At 60.4% G+C, this 23,947-nt stretch carries 22 protein-coding genes and 1 tRNA gene; 13 read left to right on the top strand and 10 right to left on the bottom strand.

The features are described from left to right. Positions 1-774 (top strand): divergent polysaccharide deacetylase family protein, encoded by a 774-nt coding sequence (locus PspCFBP13528_RS07810; protein WP_065950080.1) that lies wholly within the window; start codon positions 1-3, stop codon positions 772-774. A gap of 144 nt (positions 775-918) precedes the next feature. Here the strand turns inward: PspCFBP13528_RS07810 and PspCFBP13528_RS07805 are convergent, their stop codons facing one another. Further along, positions 919-1,674 carry an ABC transporter substrate-binding protein gene (locus PspCFBP13528_RS07805; RefSeq protein WP_101219830.1) on the bottom strand — a complete coding sequence of 252 codons (756 nt, stop codon included), beginning with the start codon at positions 1,672-1,674 and terminating at the stop codon, positions 919-921. Between the two features lie 253 nt (positions 1,675-1,927). Between PspCFBP13528_RS07805 and PspCFBP13528_RS07800 the strand changes: the two genes are divergently transcribed. Continuing rightward, the gene (locus PspCFBP13528_RS07800; RefSeq protein WP_137199942.1) at positions 1,928-3,232 is read left to right on the top strand and encodes a Vps62-related protein; all 1,305 of its coding nucleotides are present in this window, start codon (positions 1,928-1,930) and stop codon (positions 3,230-3,232) included. Here PspCFBP13528_RS07800 and hisF read toward each other — a convergent pair. The 6 genes from hisF to PspCFBP13528_RS07770 all read right to left on the bottom strand — a co-directional run bounded on the left by hisF (position 3,229) and on the right by PspCFBP13528_RS07770 (position 8,344). Further along, the gene (gene hisF / locus PspCFBP13528_RS07795) at positions 3,229-3,999 is read right to left on the bottom strand and encodes an imidazole glycerol phosphate synthase subunit HisF (protein ID WP_065950077.1); all 771 of its coding nucleotides are present in this window, start codon (positions 3,997-3,999) and stop codon (positions 3,229-3,231) included. The genes PspCFBP13528_RS07800 and hisF overlap by 4 nt on opposite strands. 83 nt (positions 4,000-4,082) lie before the next feature. Beyond that, a complete protein-coding gene (gene hisA, locus PspCFBP13528_RS07790) occupies positions 4,083-4,832 on the bottom strand; it encodes a 1-(5-phosphoribosyl)-5-[(5-phosphoribosylamino)methylideneamino]imidazole-4-carboxamide isomerase (RefSeq protein ID WP_101219828.1) in 750 nt (249 codons plus the stop codon). Between the two features lie 90 nt (positions 4,833-4,922). After that, the gene (locus tag PspCFBP13528_RS07785; protein ID WP_065950075.1) at positions 4,923-5,183 is read right to left on the bottom strand and encodes a DUF2164 domain-containing protein; all 261 of its coding nucleotides are present in this window, start codon (positions 5,181-5,183) and stop codon (positions 4,923-4,925) included. Next, positions 5,184-5,822, bottom strand: coding sequence for an imidazole glycerol phosphate synthase subunit HisH (gene hisH / locus PspCFBP13528_RS07780; protein ID WP_065950074.1), 639 nt, complete (start codon positions 5,820-5,822; stop codon positions 5,184-5,186). Then, complete coding sequence (gene hisB, locus PspCFBP13528_RS07775) at positions 5,822-6,415, bottom strand: imidazoleglycerol-phosphate dehydratase HisB (RefSeq protein WP_065885762.1); 594 nt, start codon at positions 6,413-6,415, stop codon at positions 5,822-5,824. Before hisB ends, hisH begins: the two co-directional genes overlap by 1 nt. A 267-nt stretch (positions 6,416-6,682) precedes the next feature. Further along, positions 6,683-8,344, bottom strand: coding sequence for an OFA family MFS transporter (locus tag PspCFBP13528_RS07770; protein ID WP_065950073.1), 1,662 nt, complete (start codon positions 8,342-8,344; stop codon positions 6,683-6,685). Between the two features lie 325 nt (positions 8,345-8,669). Between PspCFBP13528_RS07770 and PspCFBP13528_RS07765 the strand changes: the two genes are divergently transcribed. The 5 genes from PspCFBP13528_RS07765 (at position 8,670) to PspCFBP13528_RS07745 (ending at position 13,243) form a co-directional block, all read left to right on the top strand. After that, a complete protein-coding gene (locus PspCFBP13528_RS07765) occupies positions 8,670-10,886 on the top strand; it encodes an AsmA family protein (RefSeq protein WP_137199941.1) in 2,217 nt (738 codons plus the stop codon). Next, positions 10,883-11,950, top strand: a complete 1,068-nt coding sequence (mutY, locus tag PspCFBP13528_RS07760) for an A/G-specific adenine glycosylase (protein WP_137199940.1) — start codon at positions 10,883-10,885, stop codon at positions 11,948-11,950. The genes PspCFBP13528_RS07765 and mutY overlap by 4 nt, the downstream gene beginning before the upstream one ends. Next, positions 11,947-12,219, top strand: a complete 273-nt coding sequence (locus PspCFBP13528_RS07755) for an oxidative damage protection protein (protein ID WP_057724507.1) — start codon at positions 11,947-11,949, stop codon at positions 12,217-12,219. The genes mutY and PspCFBP13528_RS07755 overlap by 4 nt, the downstream gene beginning before the upstream one ends. A 103-nt stretch (positions 12,220-12,322) precedes the next feature. Then, positions 12,323-12,398: transfer RNA gene (locus PspCFBP13528_RS07750), tRNA-Phe, on the top strand. 173 nt (positions 12,399-12,571) lie between these two features. After that, positions 12,572-13,243, top strand: a complete 672-nt coding sequence (locus tag PspCFBP13528_RS07745) for a hypothetical protein (RefSeq protein WP_137199939.1) — start codon at positions 12,572-12,574, stop codon at positions 13,241-13,243. Positions 13,244-13,263: 20 nt separating this feature from the next. On the opposite strand, the gene PspCFBP13528_RS07740 is transcribed toward PspCFBP13528_RS07745, so the two are convergent. Further along, a complete protein-coding gene (locus PspCFBP13528_RS07740) occupies positions 13,264-14,871 on the bottom strand; it encodes a glycosyltransferase family 39 protein (RefSeq protein ID WP_137199938.1) in 1,608 nt (535 codons plus the stop codon). A gap of 86 nt (positions 14,872-14,957) precedes the next feature. Beyond that, positions 14,958-15,923: an arsenic resistance protein gene (locus tag PspCFBP13528_RS07735; RefSeq protein ID WP_065950068.1), complete on the bottom strand. Its 966-nt coding sequence runs from the start codon at positions 15,921-15,923 to the stop codon at positions 14,958-14,960. Between the two features lie 140 nt (positions 15,924-16,063). Between PspCFBP13528_RS07735 and PspCFBP13528_RS07730 the strand changes: the two genes are divergently transcribed. Beyond that, a complete protein-coding gene (locus PspCFBP13528_RS07730) occupies positions 16,064-16,477 on the top strand; it encodes a hypothetical protein (RefSeq protein WP_137200062.1) in 414 nt (137 codons plus the stop codon). A gap of 1,192 nt (positions 16,478-17,669) precedes the next feature. Here the strand turns inward: PspCFBP13528_RS07730 and gabP are convergent. Next, entirely contained in the window at positions 17,670-19,061 is a 1,392-nt protein-coding gene (gene gabP, locus PspCFBP13528_RS07725; protein ID WP_101219820.1) for a GABA permease, read from the bottom strand. A gap of 556 nt (positions 19,062-19,617) precedes the next feature. Between gabP and PspCFBP13528_RS07720 the strand changes: the two genes are divergently transcribed. The 5 genes from PspCFBP13528_RS07720 to PspCFBP13528_RS07700 all read left to right on the top strand — a co-directional run bounded on the left by PspCFBP13528_RS07720 (position 19,618) and on the right by PspCFBP13528_RS07700 (position 23,823). After that, a complete protein-coding gene (locus tag PspCFBP13528_RS07720) occupies positions 19,618-20,391 on the top strand; it encodes an ABC transporter ATP-binding protein (RefSeq protein ID WP_137199937.1) in 774 nt (257 codons plus the stop codon). A 13-nt stretch (positions 20,392-20,404) separates the two neighbouring features. Further along, positions 20,405-21,157: an ABC transporter substrate-binding protein gene (locus PspCFBP13528_RS07715; protein WP_057725474.1), complete on the top strand. Its 753-nt coding sequence runs from the start codon at positions 20,405-20,407 to the stop codon at positions 21,155-21,157. A gap of 74 nt (positions 21,158-21,231) precedes the next feature. Next, positions 21,232-21,927, top strand: a complete 696-nt coding sequence (locus PspCFBP13528_RS07710; RefSeq protein ID WP_137199936.1) for an ABC transporter permease — start codon at positions 21,232-21,234, stop codon at positions 21,925-21,927. A 38-nt stretch (positions 21,928-21,965) separates the two neighbouring features. Continuing rightward, entirely contained in the window at positions 21,966-22,655 is a 690-nt protein-coding gene (locus tag PspCFBP13528_RS07705; RefSeq protein WP_065950184.1) for an ABC transporter permease, read from the top strand. Beyond that, positions 22,636-23,823, top strand: a complete 1,188-nt coding sequence (locus tag PspCFBP13528_RS07700) for a methyltransferase (protein ID WP_137199935.1) — start codon at positions 22,636-22,638, stop codon at positions 23,821-23,823. The genes PspCFBP13528_RS07705 and PspCFBP13528_RS07700 overlap by 20 nt, the downstream gene beginning before the upstream one ends. Positions 23,824-23,947: the final 124 nt, after the last annotated feature.

Genomic DNA, 23,947 nt, shown 5'->3' with positions numbered 1-23,947 from the left:
ATGCGCTTTGCCCTGACCATCGCCTTGCTGTGCAGCCTGGCCGGATTCGCGCAAGCGACGCCGGCCGGCGAGCCGCACAAGGCCTATCTCACCCTGATCATCGACGACCTCGGGCAAAACCTGCCCAGGGATCGTCGCGTGCTGGCCCTGCCTGGGCCGGTCACCACCGCGATCATGCCTGACACCCCTCATGCCGCCGAATTCGCCCGCGAGGCCCACAAGGCCGGCAAGATCGTCATCCTGCACATGCCCATGGATCCGGCCACCGGTCCGTTTGCCTGGCACCCCGAGCTGTCGATCGAAGAGCTGGGCAAGCGCCTGGACGCCGCATTCGCGGCCGTGCCCTACACCGCCGGCATCAATAACCATATGGGCAGCCGCATGACGGCGCAGCCACAGGCAATGGCGTGGTTAATGGGCGAGCTGCAGCGGCGCCACAAGTTCTTTGTGGACAGCCGTACCAGCGCACAGACCGTTGCCGCCGCCGAGGCGCAGAAGATCGGGCTGGCGCATGTTTCGCGGGATGTCTTCCTGGATGACGAGCGCACCGAGGCAGCAATTACCACGCAACTGCAGACCGCAATCAAGCTGGCGCATAAACAGGGCTCGGCGGTGATGATCGGACACCCTTACCCACAGACCCTGGCGGTGCTGGAGCGCGAATTGCCCAAGCTCAAGGCGCAGGGTGTGGAGTGGATCGATATCAAGTTGATGATCAGCGTGCGCAGTAACCGGGCGATGGCCGGGCACGGCAAAGACGGCATTTACCGCTAAATCAAGTGGCGAAAATCCAATGTGGGAGGGGGCTTGCCCCCGATAGCGGTGTGTCAGCTGAACATGTATTGGCTGATCTGCTGCCATCGGGGGCAAGCCACCTCCCACATTTTTGACCGCGTTTATTCTTCGGAACTGCCCACTTCAGAGGTAACGCGCCATGATTTCGTCTACACGACCACTCTTGCGTAATTCATCCAGCGCAGCCTGGAGCCTGGCAACCACTTCGTCCGGCACATCCTTGTTCAACGCCAGGTAAAGCTGCGCGCTGTTGAACCGCAACACCGTCCTGAGCCCGTTCACCCCCACCTGGCGCGCCAGGTAACGGCCAGCAGGATCGCCGGTGGCCCACAGGTCGATCTGGCCCTCCATGAGCTTTTGCGCATTATCCTGGTCACGTAAGGCGACAACCGGCTTGAGCCCCTGCTTGTCCAGGCTCTCGGCAATGGCATCGCCTTTGTAGGCGCCAATCCTGTAGCGGCGCGCCTGCTGCAGGCCTTCCAACTGGATCTTGCTGTCAGCCTTGGCCAGCAGCACCCAATCGTCCGGGCCGATGGGGCCGACCCATTTGAACAAGGCTTCACGGTCCGGCAAACGGGCCATGACGAACACACCATAGCCAGGCTTTTCCAGGGCGAGTTTGTAGATTCGCTCCCAAGGAAAACGCAGGGTGAGGTTGTAGGCAATGCCGGCGCGCTTGAAGGTTTCCCGCACGATATCCACGGCGATGCCTTCGATGTTCTCGTCCCTGGCGAAATTCTTGCCGTTTTTCGCCATGTTGTAAGGCGGGAAATTTTCCGTCAGCAGCACCAGGGAGGTGGCAGGCGATTCGTCGGCGTGCGCCGTAGCCGCCATGAGCATGGAGGAACTGACGAGGACGAGCAGCAGGTGTTTGAACATGAAGGCTACCGGAATCCATGGCAAGCGCAGAGAGTGCCGCGACCCCGCCATGCTGTCCAGCAGCGTTTACCGAACGACGAACCCGCGCGCTTGCAGTGCCTACATAACGACTACATCCCCGGCGCTCTGTGCTCAATAGTGGAGTCTTGAGGCTTGTCCGTTCGGAACGCGCTGACCGTCTGATACAGAGGGACCAGATCACGCCACGACGGCCGGCCCTCCCCAACTCTACTTCTGCGAAAAGGACATCCCCATGGAGTCAATAAAATATGGAAATCTGTTAATCAATTTCACCTCCCAATTCCAATGGCTTTGGGATAGCAATGGTTCAACGAATGCGAGCCCGGGTGCATTTTGGCGCCCGGTGCCAAATCCCGAGTTTCTCAAAGGCTATTTTCCGCTGGGCGATGTGGTGATCGGTCAGTATGGCAACCACCAAATCAGCGGAAAGAAAGTGGTCGCGGTAGTTGGCGAAGGTGATCCGAACAGCGAAGGAGCCCGGGTTAAAGGCAAAGCACTCAGCCCGCCTGATGAATACGAGCTGGTCTGGAACGATATAGGTTCCAAAGCCTACGAGGACGGTGCAGTGTGGCGCCCGGTAGCGCCTGAAGGTTATTTGGCGCTCGGCTTTGTGACCACCCGGGGTTACCAGAAGCCCTCGCGCAACGCCATTCGCTGTGTCAGAGCTGACCTGGTCATAGCCTCCTACATCAGCGACCTTATCTGGAACGACAGAGGCAGCAACGCCGCGATGAGCTTCAGTGCCTGGAACATCACACCACCTGGCGCCGCACAGGGCGAAATTTACCTTTCGCCAGGTACCTTTGTCGGGGCCGACAGCTATGCAAGGCCGGACCAGCATATTGCGGCCTACTCGTTACGAATGCGTATCCCGCTTCAGGTCAACCCTTCCCCGCCAGCCCCACACTTGACTGACCACTCCATTCCCTCGCCCCATGAAAAGGCCGAGGTCACTCATATGTCCACACTCCCGTGGTTCACAGTCAAAGATCCCCACCTGAGCCCCGTCGAACAACTGCGCTCATCGCCGACTTATCGTCTGGAAAGAACCGATAAGTATCTGCGCGTCGGATTTGGTCGGAACGAAAGCTCCGCAACGCAGACCCTGAAGTGGGTCGCGACCAACGGGCAAAACGGATCACAGCTTGAAACCTTTACTCGTACCACGGCCATAGAGATCGGGAGCGAATGGCAGTTCAGCATCACTCCACTGGCCTCCTCAATCAAATTTTCGGCAAAGTTCAACAAAAGTCTCACTCACACCGAAACCTCCACGCAGGGGTGGACAAGCTCGACGTCCATTGAGATCAGCGCGACGGTGCCAGCCCACAAAACCATTGCGGTGTACTTGATACAAAGTGAGTACCGATTGTTGCGTGAGAACAACACGCAAATCTCTTCCAGCATCAGCTACACCGATGGCAACAGCGTGTACTGGAGTGAATACCCGCCAGCACGAGAATGCCAAATCAATTGCAGGCCCCTGTCCGCGCTGGAGTCCAAAGCCCGCGAAGCGGTTATCACGTCGTCCGTTTAACGAACGACGATACCGCGCGCCGCCATGTAAGCCTTGGCCTCGGGGACGGTGTATTCGCCAAAATGGAAAATACTCGCCGCCAGCACCGCGCTGGCATGCCCTTCGATGACGCCATCGGCCAAGTGCTGCAGGTTGCCGACACCGCCGGAGGCGATCACCGGGATGCCCAGGGCATCGCTGATGGCGCGGGTTACGCCCAGGTCGAAGCCGTTTTTCATGCCGTCCTGGTCCATGCTGGTCAGCAGGATTTCACCGGCGCCGAGGGCTTCCATCTTCATCGCCCACTCCACCGCGTCCAGCCCGGTCGGTTTGCGCCCGCCGTGGGTGAAGATCTCCCAGCGCGGGGTTTCTCCGGGGCCGGAAACTTTCTTGGCGTCGATGGCGACCACGATGCATTGCGAGCCGAAGTGCTGCGCGGCTTCGCCGACAAACTCAGGGTTGAACACCGCAGCGGTGTTGATCGAGACCTTGTCCGCGCCGGCATTGAGCAGGTTGCGGATGTCTTGCACGGTGCGCACGCCGCCGCCCACGGTCAGCGGGATAAACACCTGGCTGGCCATGCGCTCGACGGTGTGCAAAGTGGTATCGCGGCCGTCGACGCTGGCAGTGATGTCGAGAAAGGTAATTTCATCGGCACCCTGTTCATCGTAGCGACGGGCGATTTCCACCGGGTCGCCGGCATCACGGATGTTCTCGAACTTGACGCCCTTGACCACGCGACCGTTGTCGACGTCCAGGCAAGGGATGATGCGTCTGGCTAAAGCCATAGGCTTATCTCCGATAAGAGTTGCAAGCTTTGAGCTACAAGCTGCAAGTAGAAGCAGATCGGCTTTAACTTGCAGCTTGCAGCTTACGACTTGGAGCTGGCCGCGTAGCCATCACAGAAGGCTTGTGCTTCGGCTACATCCAGCGTGCCCTCATAAATCGCGCGGCCTGTAATGGCGCCAATGATGCCAGGTGCCTTGGCGTCCAGCAGCGACTTGATGTCACCCAGGTTGTGGATACCGCCAGAGGCGATCACCGGGATTTTCGTCGCAGCGGCCAGCGCGGCGGTGAACGGCACGTTGCAGCCCTGCATCATGCCGTCTTTGGCGATGTCGGTATAAACGATGGCGGACACACCATCAGCTTCGAACTGCTTGGCCAGGTCGATCACCTGCACCGTGCTGATTTCAGCCCAGCCGTCGGTGGCGACAAAACCGTCCTTGGCATCCAGGCCGACGATCACCTTGCCCGGGAACGCGCGGCAGGCTTCGGCGACGAAGGCTGGGTCTTTTACCGCCTTGGTGCCGATGATCACGTAGCTCACGCCGGCTTTGACGTAATGCTCGATGGTTTCCAGCGAGCGGATACCGCCGCCGATCTGGATCGGCAGGTTGGGGTAGCGTCTGGCGATCGCGGTGACCACCTCGCCATTGACTGGCTGGCCTTCGAAGGCGCCGTTCAAGTCCACCAGATGCAGACGACGGCAGCCCCCTTCCACCCATTTGGCGGCCATGCTCACCGGGTCATCGGAGAACACCGTGGAATCTTCCATACGGCCCTGGCGCAGACGGACGCAGGCGCCGTCCTTGAGATCGATAGCGGGGATAATCAGCATGCTTTTCCTTCGTCAAAGAGCTGCAAGCTGCAAGCTATTAGCTGCAAGCAAGCACGCGTATCAATTCTTGCAGCTTATGGCTTGAAGCTTTCAGCTGCTCTTTTCAAGCGACCACAAGTCGCTTTCGATGCTTTCGAACCTTTCTTTAAGGAGCGTCTGCGTGTCGAAAACCGCCCTGTTGTAATAATGCGGCGCCACTTCGGTGGTGAACAGCTCAAGAATCTCGGCGACTTCAAACGAGCCCAGCTTGAGCTCGAAGCGGTCCTCCATGAACCGCTTGATCTTGTCGATAGCCGCACGCTCCTGCTCGGGCGTGAGGTTCAAGATCGGCGGTTTCAGTTTCTTGGCCATTTACCAGTGACCGTCCCACGCGGCGAAGTTCTGCAGCAATTGCAGGCCATGGGTATGGCTCTTCTCCGGGTGGAACTGCACGGCAAAGCGCGAGCCGTCGGCCAGCGCTGCGGCGAAGTCGACGCCGTAGTGCCCGCCCCCCACCACCTGGCGCGGGTTACCGGCGGCGATGTAGTAGCTGTGCACAAAGTAGAAACGCGCCATGTCCGGAATTTCATGCCACAGCGGGTGATCCACCGCGCGACGCACTTCGTTCCACCCCATGTGCGGCACCTTGAGGTGTTCGCCGTCTTCATGCAGGTCTTTGCCGAAGAACTTCACCTGGCCGGGAAACAGACCAATGCAGTCGACACCGCCGTTCTCTTCACTGCTGTCGAGCAAGGCTTGCATGCCCACGCAGATGCCGAGGAACGGACGGTCCTGGCTGACTTCGCGCACCAGGCTGTCAAAGCCCAGGCGGCGGATCTCGGCCATGCAATCGCGAATCGCGCCAACGCCTGGAAACACCACGCGGTCGGCTTCGCGAATCACGTTTGCATCGCTGGTGATCAGCACCTTGCCGGCACCCACGTGCTCGAGCGCCTTGGCCACCGAGTGCAGGTTGCCCATGCCATAATCGATAACCGCGACCGTCTGCATTACAGAACGCCCTTGGTCGAAGGCATTTGCCCGGCCATGCGCTCATCCAGCTCCACGGCCATGCGCAGCGCGCGGCCGAAAGCCTTGAACACGGTTTCGATCTGGTGGTGGGTGTTGGTGCCGCGCAGGTTGTCGATGTGCAGGCTGACCAGTGCGTGGTTGACGAAACCCTGGAAGAATTCCTGGAACAGGTCGACGTCAAAGCCACCCACGGTGGCGCGGGTGTAGGGCACGTGCATCTGCAGGCCCGGGCGGCCGGAGAAGTCGATGACTACGCGCGACAGCGCTTCGTCCAGCGGGACATAGGCGTGGCCGTAGCGACGGATGCCTTTTTTGTCGCCGATGGCCTTGGCAAAGGCCTGGCCGAGGGTGATGCCCACGTCTTCCACCGTGTGGTGGTCGTCGATGTGCAGGTCGCCCTTGCTGACGATATCCAGGTCGATCAGCCCGTGACGGGCGATCTGGTCCAGCATGTGCTCAAGAAAAGGCACACCGATATCAAATCGGGCCTTTCCGGTGCCATCCAGGTTGATCGAGGCTTTGATCTGGGTTTCCAGAGTGTCGCGCTCGACGGACGCCATACGTTCGACCATCACCAGCTCCGCAAATCATTGGGCGAAAAAGGCAGCCATTATAGGGGCGCGGGCGCTAAACAGAAACATCGAAGGGGATAAGACTGACGAGTTGAAGCGGGGAATGTCGGGGATAGACATGTGCATACATGTGGGACCCAGCCCACCAGAACACTAACAATCAATGTGGGAGGGGGCTTGCCCCCGATAGCAGTGGGTCAGTCAACAATGCATTGACTGATGCGCCGCCATCGGGGGCAAGCCCCCTCCCACACGGGTTTTGCCGTGTTAGTGGAACAGTACTGCGGTCTTCTGCAGAGTCACCCACACACCCCATGCCAACGGAATGCCCACCACCAGCCAGGCGGCGACCGCCAATGGCTTGCTGCCAGGGGAGGCTTTCCACTCCAGCACGGTGCTGGCGTCAGCGCCTTTGTCATGGCCCAGCGCCTGCTCGGCGGCGAGTTCGGCATCGGTCATGAAGTACTTGTCGGCCACCGGACGCACCAGCAGGTTGCAGATGAAGCCCAGCACCAGCAGGCCAGCGAGAATGTACAAGGTGATGTCGTAGGCCGCAGCGCGTTCAACGCCGATGCTCAACTGATATTCACGCAGGTAGTTCACCAGCACCGGGCCCAATACGCCGGCAGCGGCCCAGGCGGTCAGCAGGCGACCATGAATGGCGCCGACCATTTGCGTACCGAACAGGTCGGCCAGGTAAGCCGGGACCGTGGCAAAACCACCGCCGTACATCGACAGGATGATGCAGAACGCCGCCACGAACAGTGCCACGTTGCCCAGGTGCCCCAGGTTCGGGATCAGCGCGTACAGGGCAAAGCCCAGGGCGAAGAACACGAAGTAGGTATTTTTGCGCCCCAGGTAGTCGGAGAACGACGCCCAGAAGAATCGGCCACCGATGTTGAACAGGCTCAACAGGCCGGTGAAGCCTGCCGCGATCGCGGCAATCGATGCGAGTTGCCCGGCGTCCAACTGACCAAACGGTACGTCCAGCCCCAGCAATTTGCCGCCGAACACTTCCTGCAGCAGCGGCGAAGCCATGCCGAGGATGCCGATACCGGCTGACACGTTCAGGCACAGCACCAGCCATACCAGACGAAATTGCGGGGTTTTCCACGCCACGTTCACATGCACATGACGGTGCGTGATCATCGCGTTGCTGGCTTTTTTCGCCGGTGCGGTCCAGCCCTCAGGCTTCCAGCCGGTTGGCGGAACGCGATAGGACAAGGCGCCGCCGATCATGAACACGAAGTAGATCGCAGCCATCACCAGGAAGCTCTGCCATACGCCCACGCTGGTCGGCGAGGCGAAGTGGCCCATCAGTGCTGCCGCCAGCGGTGCACCGACCATCGCGCCGCCGCCGAAGCCCATGATCGCCATGCCGGTCGCCATGCCGCGTTTGTCCGGGAACCACTTGATCAGGGTCGATACGGGCGAGATATAGCCCAGGCCCAGGCCGATACCGCCGATGACCCCGGAGCCGATCCACATCAGCCAGATCTGGTGGGTATAGATACCCAACGCCGAGATCAGCAGGCCGCCGCACCAGCACAACGCCGAGACGACACCGGCCTTGCGCGGCCCGGCATGTTCCAGCCAGCCGCCCCAGATCGCTGCCGAGCAGCCCAGGAAGATGAAGAACAGGGTGTAGATCCAGCCCAGCATGGAGATGGGCCAGTCGCATTGGGACGAGAAGACCTGGGCGATAAAGCTCATGTCCGGCGCACAAGCGACCGGCGCCGTGATGCCCAGCGCCTTGGACAGCGGCAGCCAGAACACCGAGAAGCCGTAGGCCATGCCGATGCACAGGTGGATGGCCAGCGCGGCCGGTGGAACCAGCCAGCGGTTGAAGCCGGGCTTGGCGATAATGCGTTCCTTGGACAGGAACGCAGGCGGTGCGGCGTTGATACCCGCCGCAGTGCTAGTGCTCATTGGTGTTTCCCCCAGTTATTGGTATGCGTCCGTCAGGCGCTCTCCCCCTCGGCCTTGCACGCAACGCGTGGCCGTTTTTTGTGAGTGAAGCTCCATTTTGGCGCGACGATACGTCGCAGAAGGCGGACGAACGCGCAGAGATTAGCACCTGCAGATGCGAGAAAAACCAAATTGACATCACTTTTTTCAGCCCATCTGTTTTATTTGACGCCAAAATCCTGTTTCGCCGGTCGTAGATACAATGTAACGATCCACGAACTGATGCAGGCCTTCGGGCGTTATACTCTGCGGCTAAATTTTGAAATCGACATACAAGGACTCGCCCATGAAAGCGTTCGGCAAAATCCTGGGTCTGGTATTTCTCGGGCTGTTGCTGATCATTGTGGCTCTCGGCTTTGCCCTGACCCATCTCTTCGATCCCAACGACTACAAAGAAGAAATTCGCCAGATTGCCCGCGACAAGGCCCACATCGAGCTGACGCTCAATGGCGACATCGGCTGGAGCCTGTTCCCCTGGCTGGGCCTGGAGCTGCACGAAGCCGGTGTGGCAACCCTGACCAATCCGACCCAACCGTTCGCCGACCTGCAAATGCTCGGCCTGTCGGTACGCGTGCTGCCGCTGCTGCGCCGCGAAGTGCAGATGAGCGATGTGCGGGTCGAAGGCCTGAACCTGCGCCTGAACCGCGACAAGAACGGCCACGGCAACTGGGAAGACATCGGCAAGAACCTGCCTGACGAAACCCCGGATGCTGCCGCCCCCGCGCCGGCCGAACCGGTGGCTGAAGCCAAGCCGGAGAAACCGCCGCAGCCGATCCGCCTGGACATCGACAGCCTGACCATCAACAACGCCCGCGTTGAATACAACGATGAACAGACCGGCAAGCAATTGAGCGCCGAAAGCATCCAACTGAGTGCCGGCGCCATCCACGAAGGCGCCAACATTCCGCTGAAACTCACCGCTTTCCTGGGCAGCAACCAGCCGGTCATGCGCCTCAAGACCGAGCTGAACGGCAACTTGCGCATCCAGCGCGCCCTCAAGCGCTACCAGTTCGAAGACATGCGCCTGAGCGGCGAAGCCACTGGCGAACCCTTGCAGGGCAAGACGCTGACCTTCTCCACCCAGGGTCAATTGCTGGTCGATCTTGCCGCCAACATCGCCGAATGGACCAACCTGAAACTCTCGGCCAACCAATTGCGCGCACTGGGCGAACTCCGGGTTACTGACCTGAGCAATACCCCGCAGATCAGCGGCGCGCTGTCGGTCGCGCAGTTTGACCTGGCCAAGTTTCTCGAGAGCGTCGGCCACCCTCTGCCGGCGATGGCACCGGGCAGCCTGAGCAAAGTCGAACTGGTCAGCCGCCTCAAAGGCACGCCGACCAATGTCGCGCTGGAGGACCTGAACCTGAAACTCGATGGCAGCACCTTCACCGGTCGTGTCGCCGTGGATGATTTCGCCAAGCAGTCACTGCGCGTGCAGCTCAAGGGCGACACCTTCAATGCCGACAATTACCTGCCGGCCAAATCCGAAGCCGCCAAAGGCACGGCGGCCGCACGCCAGGCCGAAGTGCAGAGCAGCGAGGCCGGTGCAATGGCCGCCGGCGGTAACAGCCCACTGCCGGAAGCGCCGACCAAAGCCGCCTGGAGCAGTGACAAACTGCTGCCGCTGACCCGCCTGCGCAGCCTGGATATCAACGCGGACCTTGCGTTCGGCCAACTCACCTTGAGCCAGCTGCCGATCCAGAACGCGGTACTGAAAGCCTCGGGCGTCGATGGCCAGCTCAGGCTCGACGCGCTGAGCGGTGGCCTCTACAACGGTACGTTCCAGGCCAACGGCACCCTCGATGTACGCCAGGACACCCCGCTCCTGGCGCTGCAAACCCATATCAAGCAGGTACCGGTAGAAAAAATCCTGCAGGCCCAGGGGAAAACCCCACCAGTCAAAGGCCTGGTCACCCTGGACAGCAACCTGACCGGGCGTGGCAACAGCCAGAAGGCCTTGATCGACAGCCTCAACGGCACCGCCGGCATCGTCATCAACAATGGTGTGCTGCTCAACGCCAACATCGAGCAACAACTGTGCACCGGTATCGCCCTGCTCAACCGCAAAACCCTGAGCACCACGCCGCAAGGCAAGGACACGCCCTTCCAGGAACTGCGCGGCAACCTGACGTTGCGCAACGGCGTGGCCAGCAACCCTGACCTGAAAGTGCGCATTCCGGGGCTGACCCTCAACGGCAATGGCGATGTCGACCTGCGCGTACTGGGCATGGACTACCGGGTGGGCATCATCGTCGAAGGCGACCAGCGCGACGTGCCGGACCCGGCCTGCCAGGTCGGCGCCAACTTCCAGGGTATCGAAGTGCCGCTGCGTTGCCGTGGCCCGCTGGAACTGGGCGCCAAGGCCTGCCGCCTGGACAAGGACGGCCTCGGCCAGGTCGCCATCAAAGCAGCGGGCAATCGTCTCAACGAGAAACTCGAAGAGAAGCTCGACAAGGTCAATCCCAAGCTCAAAGACGCATTGAAAGGCCTGTTCAACCGATGAGAAACGAGCAGTTTTCACAGGCGGTGCTGGACTGGTACGACCGCCACGGTCGCCACGACCTGCCCTGGCAACAGGGCATCACGCCGTATCGGGTGTGGGTGTCGGAGATCATGCTGCAACAGACCCAGGTCAGCACCGTGCTCAATTACTTCGACCGGTTCATGGCGTCCTTGCCGACAGTCCAGGCGCTGGCCGCCGCGCCGGAAGACGAAGTGCTGCACCTGTGGACCGGCCTGGGTTACTACACCCGGGCGCGTAACCTGCAAAAGACTGCAAAGATCGTGGTCGCCGAATACGGCGGCGAGTTTCCCAGGGATGTCGAAAAGCTTACCGAACTGCCCGGCATCGGCCTGTCGACTGCCGGCGCCATTGCCAGCCTGAGCATGGGCCTGCGCGCGCCGATCCTCGACGGCAACGTCAAACGCGTGCTGGCACGCTTTACCGCGCAAGAGGGCTACCCGGGCGAACCCAAGGTCGCCAAGCAGCTGTGGGCGACCGCAGAGCGCTTTACGCCACACGACCGCGTCAACGCCTACACCCAGGCGATGATGGACATGGGCGCCACGCTATGCACCCGCAGCAAACCCAGCTGCCTGCTGTGCCCGCTGGAAAAAGGCTGCGAAGCCCACATGCTCGGCCTGGAGACGCGCTACCCGATCCCCAAGCCGCGCAAGACCATCCCCCAGAAGCGCACGCTGATGCCGATGCTGGCCAATGCCGAGGGTGCGATCCTGCTTTACCGTCGCCCCTCCACGGGCCTGTGGGGCGGTTTATGGAGCCTGCCGGAGCTGGACGACCTGGAAGACCTGGATCATCTGGCCAACCAGCACGCGCTGGCACTGGGCAAACATCAGGAACTGCCGGGGCTGATCCACACCTTCAGCCACTTCCAGCTGGCCATCGAACCCTGGCTGGTCCAGGTCGAGGAAAGCGCCCATCACGTGGCCGAGGCCGACTGGCTCTGGTATAACCTCGCCACCCCACCGCGCCTGGGCCTTGCCGCCCCGGTGAAAAAACTGCTGAAGCGCGCGGCTGAAGTAATGAACGCAGGAGAGTCGTCATGACCCGCACCATCATGTGCCGCAAGTACCACGAAGAACTGCCCGCCCTCGAACGCGCCCCTTTTCCGGGCGCCAAAGGCCAGGACATCTACGATAACGTCTCCGCCCAGGCGTGGGCCGACTGGCAAAAACACCAGACCCTGCTCATCAACGAAAAACGCTTGAACATGATGAACGCCGAAGACCGCAAATACCTGCAGGGCGAAATGGACAAGTTCTTTTCCGGCGAGGATTACGCCAAGGCCGACGGCTACGTACCACCTGCTCAATAATTGATCAAAAACCGGGGTCTGCACGTAAGCGACGGTAATAATTAAATATTTTTTGAAAACTTGCTTGACGACCCCCTGAAAAACCCGTTTAATGCGCCCCGTTGCCCAGATAGCTCAGTCGGTAGAGCAGGGGATTGAAAATCCCCGTGTCGGCGGTTCGATTCCGTCTCTGGGCACCAAAATACCGAGAAACCCCAAGGAACAATGTGTTCCTTGGGGTTTTTTATTGTCTGCGATTTAATGGGGGCCGGCTGCGTGCGGTCACGATGTCGCAGCAGCACGATTGAGGGTTGTTTTTCGCTGGACTCAATCGTCCAGCCTTTACCCAATTCCCAGCTGTAAGGTTTTTTCCATGACACGCTTCTTGCTCTGCACGCTCTGGCTACTGACCGCAATGCTCAGTGGATGCGCCACGCAAATGGACGTAGCGCTCAACGCAACGCCTGACCCCGACTACCACTTCGACCGCCAGGCAACGGTACTGGTGACGTCCACCGGCGGCAGCGATGAAAACGCGCTCAACGCTCGCTACTACCTGCGCGACATGGTCAGCGCCATGAAAGACCAGGGCTTTCGCAATGTGTTCACCGACACCACCCTGCCCAAAGACCATGCACCGATCAAAATGACCGTCAGCCTGGACGTCGACAGCAAGCAGGTCACCTACCGCTATACCGCCACCGAATACGGCCAGGTAGCAAACAGCACCACCACGCAGTGCAAGAAGAACAAAAAGAAAACCGACCAGCTGACCTGCACCAGCACCCCAAACACCACCTACGGCCCCGTAGGCACCTCTGAACGCACCGGTTACACCACCCTCACCACGTTCAGGGCCACCGCGCGGGATGAGGCGAGCAAGCGCGCGGTGTACGTGCTGCGGGCATCGTCGTACAACGACGACTGCCAGGCCGCGAAGGTGGAAGCCTTTTTGGTGGAACAGGGGCTGCGCAATCTGAATTTCCAGGATCGGGTACAGCGTAATTACACGGTTACGATGCCGGAGGGGTTTCGTTGTAAATAAGTGCTTTCCAAAGAGCCATCTCAGTTGAGCAAAAACACCATCAACGCATTGTCATTCAACCGCCCCTGAAAGCTCGGCGCCAACGGCTCAACCGGCGAGCCCTTCAACAGCGCCGTGTCCTTGCGCGGCACAATCACCCAGGATGGCCGGGGCAATGTGGCGAGCTTTTCCAGTTCGTCACGCCCGACGAAAAACGGCTGTTCATCGTGGTCCAGGTTCATCATGTAGCGCACCGCCCAGGTGTCCCGGCCCAGGTCGACAAATACCAGAGGGCCCGGCTGCGCGTCCCGCAACGCCTCCACCTGGCTGACAAACTGCCGGGTATCGAACTGAAGATCCTTGGCCGGCTCGATTACAGTGACCAGCAGCAACCACTGCGCCGCCAGGGCGAGCATGCTCAGCCACACCAACCGCCCGGCCCGACGCCACGCCACCAGCGCCGCCGCTTGCATCAGTACGAGCACGCCGATCAATAACGGCATCGAAACATCAGGCCAATAGCCGTGCTTGTGCCAGGCATACCGACACGCAAACACCACCACCACGCCCAGAGCCGGCAGCGCGACGACGAGCCCTTCGTAGCAGCGGCGCACGCCAACGAGCCAGCCTTGCGCCTGAAGCAGCCCATAGGCCGCCACAGCGGCAAACATCGGCACCATGGGCAGGATGTAATAGGCACGCTTGAAGTGCGGTACTGACAGGCCGAGCAAAATCATCAAGCCGCACGCGCCGAGGCGTATCAGCAACTGCACATCATCATTGATCCAGCGCTGCGCCCAGCGATGACGTAGCGCGATCAACGTCGCCAGGGCCAACGGCACCACCGGGAAGTACCGGTACAAACTCAGCTGGAAGTAGAAATAAAACGGCTCGCCGGACTCATCCAGGCGCCCGCCGACCTGCATCTTGAACACCTCATCGGCAAAAGCATCACCCCCGCTGATTCGGGCGAGTTTCATCAGCACCCACCAGCACGCCGCCAGCAACACCAACCCGACCACACCGTGAACCAACACCTGCCTGACCCGCTCCCCCGGCCGGCCCAACGCCCAGTACACACATGTGACGCCACACACCTCGATCAACCCCAGCGGCCCACGAATCGCGAAGGCCAGGACAAACAAGGGGAAAACCGCAAGTTGCCTGAACCGCGAGCCCAGCTGTTCACCACTGTGCAGCAGGTAGAAACTGCCGACGCACAGCAGCGCGACCATCTGGTCCAGGCACACCGAGCGCGACTTTTCGAGCAGTTGGGTGGTGAGCAATGTCAGCAGCACCGTCAGTAATGCCCAAGGCCGGCTGGACGGTGCCAGCAGGCGATAGATCAGGGCGACTCCCCCCGCCGAAGCGAGCGCGGTGGGCAGCACATTCGCCAAGTGGTTCGGCGCGTCAAACAGCCGGGCGAAGACAAAACTGAAGAACGTCGCGGTGCCGGGATAATCCGCGTATGGCTGGCCGTAAGTGGTAGGGAAAAGACTCGCGCCGTGGCGAAACATTTCCTGCAGGAACAATGCCCAGCGCCCGTCGAAGCCCTGAGGCTGCTGATCCCAGATACCCAAAGTGAACAGCAGTAAGGCGATCAGAAAGATGCCCAGCGACTCCAGGCGAAAGCGGTTGCGATGATCCATCGGGTGACCTGTCAGGTGGGAAGCGCGGGCTTATGGTGCCGACTGCCCCCCTGAACAGCGTCTGAACGAACCTGCACATTCATGCATTACCGACTGGCGGGCCATACCAGGGCCGGGATCAGGCGGATGTAGATCAACTGCGCCACCAGTTCGACCAATGTTTGCAGGATGACCGCCGTCGCGGCCAGCCCGCGCACGCCTTCAGGCAATGCCAGCGCCAGGGGCAACACCACCAGGGAATTGCGGGTGGATGCGCTGAACGTTACCGCACGCGCCGTTGCCGCCGGCAGCGCGAATACCCGCGCAGCCAACATCCCCATCAGCGGCGCCAGCAGCACGAAGCCTGCGTAGATGGGCAGCACCGGCAGAAGCAGGCGGATGTCCCGAATCACCGATGTGATCTGCGATCCGATCACTACAAACAGCACGAGGGCCATCGCCGGCACCGGCAACCAGGCCCAGGCGCTGTTCCACCGGTTGATCAGCATTGATCGTCGCGCGTAAAAGGCCGTCAACGCGGCCAGCAACATTGGCAGCGCGATCAACAACAGGAACGCTTCGATAAACGGCGCGACCGCGATCACCACCTCCGAGTGCGCTCCCAGCATCGAACCCAGGTACACCGGCAGCAGGGCCAATTGCACCAGTAACAGTAACGGCGTGGCCGCCAGCATCAACCGCGAATCACCTTTGCCGATGTGGGTAAACACCACCACGTAATCGATACACGGCGTCAGCAATACCAGCAACGCGCCCACCAACAACGCGGGGTACTCCAGCAGGCCACGGGTCAGCGCCCATACCAGCAAGGGCACCAGGATGAAATTGGCCAACAGCAACGCCAATATAAAGCGCGGGCTGCCCCAGCCACGGCGCAGGTCGAGAAAAGGGATTTGCAGGAACATCGCATACATCAATACCGCGATGGCGGGCGTGACCAGTACGCTGAGGCCCTGAGCAAAAGACGGCGCGAATGCACCACAGAGCGCGGCCAGCAGGGTGGCGACAAAGTAGAGGGGAATCTGGTTGTGCTCAAGGGTGTCGCGGGTCATGAAGACGCTCTGGCAGGTTGCGAAGGCCAAGCCTATTCATCTATTGCCCGGTGGTCGAGTTGGATGAGCGACCAAACCTGCTTGGGATTTCCCCCAACCTGCGCTTCAATACCTGCCCCAACCCCAAGGACGTTACGCCCATGGCCTCGCCAAACAAGCAGCAAAAACGTGCCCAGCGGGCAAAAACCAAGGCCAAGCAAAACCGTACCCAACGTGCCGTCGCCACCAAGCCGGATGCGTTCGCCGGCGACGACAGCCGTATCGACCTTGAGTCGGTGGACTTGACCGAGCTGTTCGTGGAGATGCGCACGGCGGGCGAAACCAGCCAGCAGGCGCTGTGTGCGGTATTCCTGGCGCACCCGCTGCTGGCGTTGGTGCTGGAACAGGAAGGCGAAGAGGAAGCGACCGACTTTATCCTGGCCGCGCTGATTGAATATCGGCAATGGGCCACTGACAGCGATGACGAGGCCGGCGCATTGGCGTGGATCGAATCGCCGCAGTTCCAGGCGGACTACGTGGCTGCATCCCAGGCCCTGACGAACTCAACAGACTGACACACACACAATGTGGGAGGGGGCTTGCCCCCGATGGCAGTGCGTCAGTCACTTGTTTGTTAACTGACCCACCGCTATCGGGGGCAAGCCCCCTCCCACATTTTGATCTGCATTTCGTCAGTTCAGTACGGCAGCGCCACCAGCATGTTCAGAATGCCCGTCGCGATGATTTCGACCCGATGGGCTTCCCGGACCGTACATGGCGTGGATCGAATCGCCGCAGTTCCAGGCGGACTCCGTGGCATAGTCCCAGGCCCTGACGAACCCAACAGACTGACACATACACAATGTGGGAGGGGGCTTGCCCCCGATGGCAGTGCGTCAGTCACTTGTTTGTTAACTGACCCACCGCTATCGGGGGCAAGCCCCCTCCCACATTTTGATCTGCATTTCGTCAGTTCAGTACGGCAGCGCCACCAGCATGCTCAGAATGCCCGTCGCGATGATTTCGACCCGATGGGCTTCCTGGACCGTACATGGCGTGGATCGAATCGCCGCAGTTCCAGGCGGACTCAACAGACTGACACACACACAATGTGGGAGGGGGCTTGCCCCCGATGGCAGTGCGTCAGTCACTTGTTTGTTAACTGACCCACCGCTATCGGGGGCAAGCCCCCTCCCACATTTTGATCTGCATTTCGTCAGTTCAGTACGGCAGCGCCACCAGCATGCTTAGGATGCCCGTCGCGATGATTTCGACCCGATGGGCTTCCTGGACCGTACATGGCGTGGATCGAATCGCCGCAGTTCCAGGCGGACTCCGTGGCATAGTCCCAGGCCCTGACGAACTCAACAGACTGACACACACAATGTGGGAGGGGGCTTGCCCCCGATGGCAGTGCGTCAGTCACTTGTTTGTTAACTGACCCACCGCTATCGGGGGCAAGCCCCCTCCCACATTTTGATCTGCATTTCGTCAGTTCAGTATGGCAGCGCCACCAGCATGCTCGAATGCCGGTCGCGATGATTTCGAACCGATGGGCTTCCTGGACCGTACATGGCGAGGATCGAATCGCCGCAGTTCCAGGCGGACTACGTGGCCGCATCCCAGGCCCTGACGAACTCAACAGACTGACACATACACAATGTGGGAGGGGGCTTGCCCCCGATGGCAGTGCGTCAGTCACTTGTTTGTTAACTGACCCACCGCTATCGGGGGCAAGCCCCCTCCCACATTTTGATCTGCATTTCGTCAGTTCAGTACGGCAGCGCCGACTCTCTGGGCCTTGCGACGACTGGCAACAAACAGCCCCGCCAACACCACCAGCAAGCTCAGAATGCCCGTTGCGATAATTTCGACCCGATGGGCTTCCTGGAACAGCATGATGGTCAATGTACCGACGATAAACACCATCACCGCGTAGGTCAGGCCCGGAAACAGCCACATCTTGAAGACAATCTTCTCACCCGCCGCCGTACGCTTCTGACGCATGCGCAGTTGCGACACTGCGATCACCAGGTACACCAGCAAGGCAATCGCGCCGGAACTGGCCAGCAGGAATTCAAAGACCGCCGCCGGTGCCACATAGTTGGCAAATACCGCCAGGAACGCAGCGCCGGTGGACAGCAGCACCGCCCAGTAAGGCGTACCGCTTTTATTGGTGCGCTTGGCCACAGCCGGGGCATCGCCACGACGGCCCAGGGAGAACAGCATGCGCGAGGCGGTGTACAGGGCCGAGTTAAGGCAGCTGGTCACGGCAACCAATACCACCAGGTCGACGATCAGCTTGGCATTCGGGATGCCCATGCGCTCGAGCACGGTCTGGTAGGAACCCACGGCAGCCAGTGTCGGATCATTCCACGGCACCAGGGACACGACGATGAAGATCGACAAGAGATAGAACAAACCAATCCGCCAGATCACCGAGTTGGTAGCCTTGGTGATTTGCTGGCCAGGATTCTTCGACTCCGCGGCGGCAATGGTGACGATCTCAGTGCCCATGAACGAGAACATGGTGGTCAGGATCGCTGCCAGCACCGCGCCCATGCCGTTCGGCATAAAGCCTTGGGTGTCGAACAGATGCGATACGCCGCTGACCTGGCTGGTAGGCAGAAAGCCGAAAATCGCCGCCAGGCCGAGAATGACAAAGCCTACGATTGCCACGACTTTGATCAGTGCAAACCAGAACTCGAACTCACCGTAGTTCTTCACACTGAACAGATTGGTCGCGGTCAGCAGCAAGGTAATGATCAAGGTAAAGGCCCAGATCGCCACATCGGGGAACCAGGCATGCAGGATGGTCGCCGCCGCATTGGCTTCCAGCGGAATCACCAGCACCCAGAACCACCAGTACAACCAGCCGATGGTGAAACCGGCCCAGTGGCCGATTGCTCGGTCGGCGTAAGTCGAGAACGAACCCGTATCAGGCGACGCAACCGCCATCTCGGCCAGCATGCGCATCACCAGTACCACCAGCGTACCGGCAGCCGCATAGGCCAGCAGTACGGCCGGGCCGGCGGCGGCAATCGCGTGGCCGGAGCCGACAAACAACCCGGCACCGATCACGCCGGCAATCGACAGCATGGTGACATGCCGCGGTTTGAGCCCCTGTTCGAGGTCATTGGAGCTTTGCGTACTACTCATTGACACACCTTTGCGAGGAATTGCGAAAACGGTTCGCCGGGCCTGCGGTGTTTCTCGTGAAAAGAAACCAACAGGGCGTTCTTTATTTTTTACGCAAGATTTGCGCCAAAATGTAACAGAGGCACAGTTGACGCGGGCTGTAGGAAAGTTCAGCAGTGATCGCAAGTCTTTGAGAACAATGGCATTCCGCTATAGCGTTACCGAGCGACTCACCCTGCGGACGAACAGGTGCACCAAAAGCACACACAAAAAGTGCGTGACGCTCCATAAAAGCGCTGATACGCGCCGTTTGCCCGGTTAACCCTTCCAACACCTGCCCAAAGCTGGCACCATCGCGCCTTTTTTTACGCGAAGCCTGTAGATGCTCCGGTTTCAAACGTCTGTTCGGTTGTAGATGGCGCGACACGCCGCTGCGCCGATGCGACACCCTGCCGCAGACCACCCGTTAACCGTCCGCAGCGCTGTTGGCTGTCATCCAAACGCTATGCTAGCTTGGCGCCTCGCCAGGAAGGCGGCCCAACAGCGAAGATCGCAACGAACACAATGAGGACCGCACATGGCCGAGGCCACGCCCGCGCTTGAAATCCGCAACTTGCATAAACGCTATGGTGAGCTGGAGGTACTCAAAGGTATCTCGCTGACCGCTCGCGACGGCGATGTGATCTCGATCCTGGGTTCCTCCGGCTCCGGCAAGTCCACCTTCCTGCGCTGCATCAACCTGCTCGAAAACCCGCACCAGGGGCAGATCCTGGTGGCCGGTGAAGAACTCAAGCTCAAGGCTGCGAAAAACGGCGAATTGTTTGCCGCCGACGGTAAGCAGATCAACCGCCTGCGCAGCGAAATCGGTTTTGTGTTTCAAAACTTTAACCTGTGGCCGCACATGAGCATCCTCGACAACATCATCGAGGCGCCCCGCCGTGTACTCGGCCAGAGCAAGGCCGAAGCGATAGACGTGGCCGAGGCCCTGCTGGCCAAGGTCGGCATCGCTGACAAGCGCCACGCCTACCCGGCCCAACTCTCCGGTGGCCAGCAACAACGCGCCGCCATTGCGCGTACGCTGGCAATGCAGCCTAAAGTCATTCTGTTCGATGAGCCGACGTCGGCGCTTGACCCGGAAATGGTCCAGGAAGTACTTAATGTGATCCGCGCGCTGGCCGAAGAAGGCCGCACCATGCTGCTGGTCACCCACGAAATGGGCTTCGCCCGCCAAGTGTCCAGCGAAGTGGTGTTCCTGCACCAGGGCCTGGTCGAAGAGCAAGGATCGCCACAGCAGGTGTTCGACAACCCGCTTTCGGCGCGCTGCAAACAATTCATGTCCAGCAACCGCTAACGGAGCAACATGCATGCAGACCTATAAAAAATTCCTTCTGGCCGCGGCCGTCTCGATGGCGTTCAGCGCCACGGCCATGGCAGAAACCTTGAAGATGGGGATCGAAGCGGCCTACCCGCCCTTCAACAATAAAGACGCCAGCGGCAATGTCGTCGGTTTCGACAAGGACATCGGCGACGCCCTGTGCGCCAAGATGAAAGTCGAGAAGTGCGAAGTGTATGTGTCCGACTGGGACGGCATCATCCCGGCCCTGAACGCCAAGAAGTTCGACTTCCTGGTGTCCTCGCTGTCCATCACCGATGAACGCAAGCAGGCTGTCGACTTTACCGACCCGTACTACTCCAACAAGCTGCAGTTCATCGCGCCAAAAGCCACCGCCGACTTCAAGCCCGACGCCGCCTACCTCAAAGGCAAGGTGATCGGTGCACAACGTGCAACCCTGGCTGGCACCTACCTGGAAGACAAGCTGCCGGACACCGAGGCCAAGCTGTATGACACCCAGGAAAACGCCTACCTCGACCTGACGTCCGGCCGCCTCGACGGCATCCTGGCCGACAAGTACGTGCAGTACGAGTGGCTCAAGAGCAAAGACGGTTCGGCCTATGAGTTCAAGGGCGACCCGGTTGTAGAGAGCGACAAGATCGGCATCGCCGTCCGCAAAGGCGACCCGCTGCGCGAGCGCCTGAACAAAGCCCTGGCAGAGATCAAGGCAGACGGCACCTACAAGAAGATCAACGACAAGTACTTCCCGTTCAGCATCGAATGATCTGAACGGCCTGCCCGGCGCGCTCACCTGAGCGCGTCGGCTTTCAGCAATGCCTGCCGCGATATGAAAACACCATGAATTTCGATCTCTACGGATTCGGCCCGGCGCTTGCCGCCGGCGCGCTGATGACCGTCAAACTGGCGCTCACGGCCCTGTGCCTGGGGCTGGTGCTGGGTCTGGCCGGTGCCCTGGCCAAGACTTCACCGTACAAGCCGTTGCAGTGGCTGGGCGGTGCCTATTCGACCATCGTTCGCGGCATTCCCGAATTGCTGTGGGTGCTGCTGATTTATTTCGGCACCGTCAACCTGATGCGTGCCCTCGGGGAGTTCTTTGGTAACCCCGACCTTTCCTTGAGTGCCTTTGCCGCCGGGGTCATCGCCCTGGGCCTGTGCTTTGGCGCCTACGCCACGGAAGTGTTTCGCGGCGCGATCCTCGCCATTCCCAAGGGCCACCGCGAAGCCGGTGTGGCATTGGGGCTGTCGAGATTCCGGATTTTCACGCGACTGATCATGCCGCAGATGTGGCGCATCGCCCTGCCCGGCCTGGGCAACCTGTTCATGATCCTGATGAAGGACACGGCGCTGGTGTCAGTGATCGGCCTGGAAGAAATCATGCGCCACGCGCAGATCGGCGTAACCGTGACCAAGCAGCCGTTCACCTTCTTCATGGTCGCCGCATTCATGTACCTGGGTCTGACCGTACTGGCCATGACCAGCATGCACCTCCTGGAAAAACGCGCCGCCCGCGGCTTTGCAAGGAGCGCCCAATGAGCGGTGATTACAGCTGGCTGTCGCATTTCGACCTGGGCCTGAACTGGGCCGTGATCATCAAGTGGCTGCCCAAATTGGCCCAGGGCGCAACCCTGACCCTGGAGTTGGTGGCAATCGCCGTGATTGCCGGTCTGTTACTGGCGATCCCGCTCGGTATCGCTCGCTCGTCGCGCCGCTGGTATGTGAGCGCCCTGCCCTATGGCTACATTTTCTTCTTCCGTGGCACGCCATTGCTGGTGCAGTTGTTCCTGGTCTATTACGGCCTGGCGCAGTTCGACGCCGTGCGCAACAGCTTCATGTGGCCCTACCTGCGCGATCCGTTCTGGTGCGCCACGGCCACCATGACCCTGCACACCGCCGCCTATATCGCTGAAATCCTGCGCGGTGCGATCCAGGCCATTCCCCCGGGCGAGATCGAAGCCGCTCGCGCCCTGGGTATGTCCAGGCCCAAGACACTGTTCTACATCATCCTGCCCCGCGCCTCGCGTATCGGCCTGCCGGCCTATAGCAACGAAGTGATCCTGATGCTCAAGGCCAGCGCCCTGGCCAGTACCGTGACCTTGCTGGAACTGACCGGCATGGCCCGGACCATCATCGCCCGCACCTACCTGCCGGTGGAAATCTTCTTCGCGGCTGGGCTGTTCTACCTGTTGATGGCCTATGTGCTGGTGCGCGGTTTCAAACTGCTGGAGAAATGGCTGCGCGTCGATGCGTGCCAAGGACGTTGAGGCACGCTTCCAGGCACTGGATGCGTTTCTGATCGAGCACCAAGGGCTGTGGCGACCACGGCCCTTTACCCATCTGCGATTACCCTGGGAAACCGAGCATTGCGCGTTATCGCAGTGGCTACGCCAGCGCTCGCTGGACGACGCCGAAGCCTGTCACAATGCCCCCCACGACCTGCCGGCGCCCGCGCCTTTTCCACAACTGGCGGCACAGGCCCTGCGCCTGGGCACTGTGGGTAAGTTGCCGACACACGCGCTTGCATCCGCTCACCATCGCCTGAATGTCGACGTTCCGGGCCGTAAATGGCAACAGATCGAAGCCTTCGGCGCCGCCCTGAATTTTGCCGCAACGCCCCACCACTGGCTGGACTGGTGCGCCGGCAAAGGCCACCTCGGCCGCCGCCTGCTGCAACCCGGCCAACAGCTGACCTGCCTGGAATATGACCCGGCCCTGATTGCCTCAGGCAAAGCCTTGAGCGATCACCACGGCTTGCCCGTCACCCATCGCCTGCAGGACGTGATGGCAGACGTAGCAATCAGCTCCGAGCACACCCCAGTCGCCCTGCACGCCTGTGGCGACCTCCACGTGCGCATGCTGCAAGTGGCCAGCGCTGCCGGCTGCAAACAACTGGCGCTGGCGCCGTGCTGCTATAACCGTATCAACGCCGATCGCTATACAGCGCTGTCCGCGACCGGGCGCGGCTCCCCCCTGCACCTGTCAATCGATGACCTGGGCCTGCCGCTGAGCGAAACCGTCACCGCCGGCAAACGCGTACGCCAGCAACGCGATACGTCCATGGCTCGGCGCCTGGGCTTCGACCGCCTGCAACGGCAACTGCGCGGATGCGACGACTACCTGCCCACGCCCTCCCTGCCCACCAAATGGCTGGATAAATCCTTCGCTGAATATTGCCGGGAGCTGGCAAGCCTCAAGGGCTTAGCCACAGGTGAACAGGATTGGCTCGCCCTGGAAGCCCATGGCTGGCGTCGACTGGCCGAAGTACGAAACCTGGAGTTGGTCAGAGGCCTGTTTCGTCGCCCGCTGGAATTGTGGCTGGTGTTGGATCGGGCACTGTTCCTGATGGAGCAGGGCTACAACATCGAGTTGGGCAGCTTCTGTGAACCGACCCTCACGCCACGCAACTTGATGGTGCTGGCCCAGCGCGATTAAGGGGCGAAAATTCCTACAGCGCCCTGTGGATAACTCTGTTGATGAATTCTTTACGGAGGCTGTAACCATCAGCGCTACAGACCAAAAGCAGCACTGGTCATTTTTTGTTCACACAATAAAACGC

It is taken from the genome of Pseudomonas sp. CFBP13528 (assembly GCF_005233615.1).
GTDB classification, from domain to species: Bacteria; Pseudomonadota; Gammaproteobacteria; order Pseudomonadales; family Pseudomonadaceae; genus Aquipseudomonas; species Aquipseudomonas fluorescens_AM.
The sequence above is the reverse complement of the archived record's forward strand: the minus strand, read 5'-3'. Positions and strand labels throughout refer to the sequence as shown.

Excerpts from the sequence above, each read along its gene's own strand:
- PspCFBP13528_RS07770 (WP_065950073.1), bottom strand. The coding sequence starts at position 8,344 with ATGAGCACTAGCACTGCGGCGGGTATCAACGCCGCACCGCCTGCGTTC.
- hisH (WP_065950074.1), bottom strand. The coding sequence starts at position 5,822 with ATGCAGACGGTCGCGGTTATCGATTATGGCATGGGCAACCTGCACTCG.
- PspCFBP13528_RS07810 (WP_065950080.1), top strand. The coding sequence starts at position 1 with ATGCGCTTTGCCCTGACCATCGCCTTGCTGTGCAGCCTGGCCGGATTC.
- PspCFBP13528_RS07720 (WP_137199937.1), top strand. The coding sequence starts at position 19,618 with ATGGCCGAGGCCACGCCCGCGCTTGAAATCCGCAACTTGCATAAACGC.
- hisA (WP_101219828.1), bottom strand. The coding sequence starts at position 4,832 with ATGCTGATTATCCCCGCTATCGATCTCAAGGACGGCGCCTGCGTCCGT.
- PspCFBP13528_RS07735 (WP_065950068.1), bottom strand. The coding sequence starts at position 15,923 with ATGACCCGCGACACCCTTGAGCACAACCAGATTCCCCTCTACTTTGTC.
- PspCFBP13528_RS07715 (WP_057725474.1), top strand. The coding sequence starts at position 20,405 with ATGCAGACCTATAAAAAATTCCTTCTGGCCGCGGCCGTCTCGATGGCG.
- PspCFBP13528_RS07710 (WP_137199936.1), top strand. The coding sequence starts at position 21,232 with ATGAATTTCGATCTCTACGGATTCGGCCCGGCGCTTGCCGCCGGCGCG.
- PspCFBP13528_RS07755 (WP_057724507.1), top strand. The coding sequence starts at position 11,947 with ATGACCCGCACCATCATGTGCCGCAAGTACCACGAAGAACTGCCCGCC.
- mutY (WP_137199940.1), top strand. The coding sequence starts at position 10,883 with ATGAGAAACGAGCAGTTTTCACAGGCGGTGCTGGACTGGTACGACCGC.
- PspCFBP13528_RS07785 (WP_065950075.1), bottom strand. The coding sequence starts at position 5,183 with ATGGCCAAGAAACTGAAACCGCCGATCTTGAACCTCACGCCCGAGCAG.
- hisF (WP_065950077.1), bottom strand. The coding sequence starts at position 3,999 with ATGGCTTTAGCCAGACGCATCATCCCTTGCCTGGACGTCGACAACGGT.
- PspCFBP13528_RS07805 (WP_101219830.1), bottom strand. The coding sequence starts at position 1,674 with ATGTTCAAACACCTGCTGCTCGTCCTCGTCAGTTCCTCCATGCTCATG.
- hisB (WP_065885762.1), bottom strand. The coding sequence starts at position 6,415 with ATGGTCGAACGTATGGCGTCCGTCGAGCGCGACACTCTGGAAACCCAG.
- PspCFBP13528_RS07800 (WP_137199942.1), top strand. The coding sequence starts at position 1,928 with ATGGAGTCAATAAAATATGGAAATCTGTTAATCAATTTCACCTCCCAA.
- PspCFBP13528_RS07745 (WP_137199939.1), top strand. The coding sequence starts at position 12,572 with ATGACACGCTTCTTGCTCTGCACGCTCTGGCTACTGACCGCAATGCTC.
- PspCFBP13528_RS07740 (WP_137199938.1), bottom strand. The coding sequence starts at position 14,871 with ATGGATCATCGCAACCGCTTTCGCCTGGAGTCGCTGGGCATCTTTCTG.
- PspCFBP13528_RS07700 (WP_137199935.1), top strand. The coding sequence starts at position 22,636 with ATGCGTGCCAAGGACGTTGAGGCACGCTTCCAGGCACTGGATGCGTTT.
- PspCFBP13528_RS07765 (WP_137199941.1), top strand. The coding sequence starts at position 8,670 with ATGAAAGCGTTCGGCAAAATCCTGGGTCTGGTATTTCTCGGGCTGTTG.
- gabP (WP_101219820.1), bottom strand. The coding sequence starts at position 19,061 with ATGAGTAGTACGCAAAGCTCCAATGACCTCGAACAGGGGCTCAAACCG.
- PspCFBP13528_RS07730 (WP_137200062.1), top strand. The coding sequence starts at position 16,064 with ATGGCCTCGCCAAACAAGCAGCAAAAACGTGCCCAGCGGGCAAAAACC.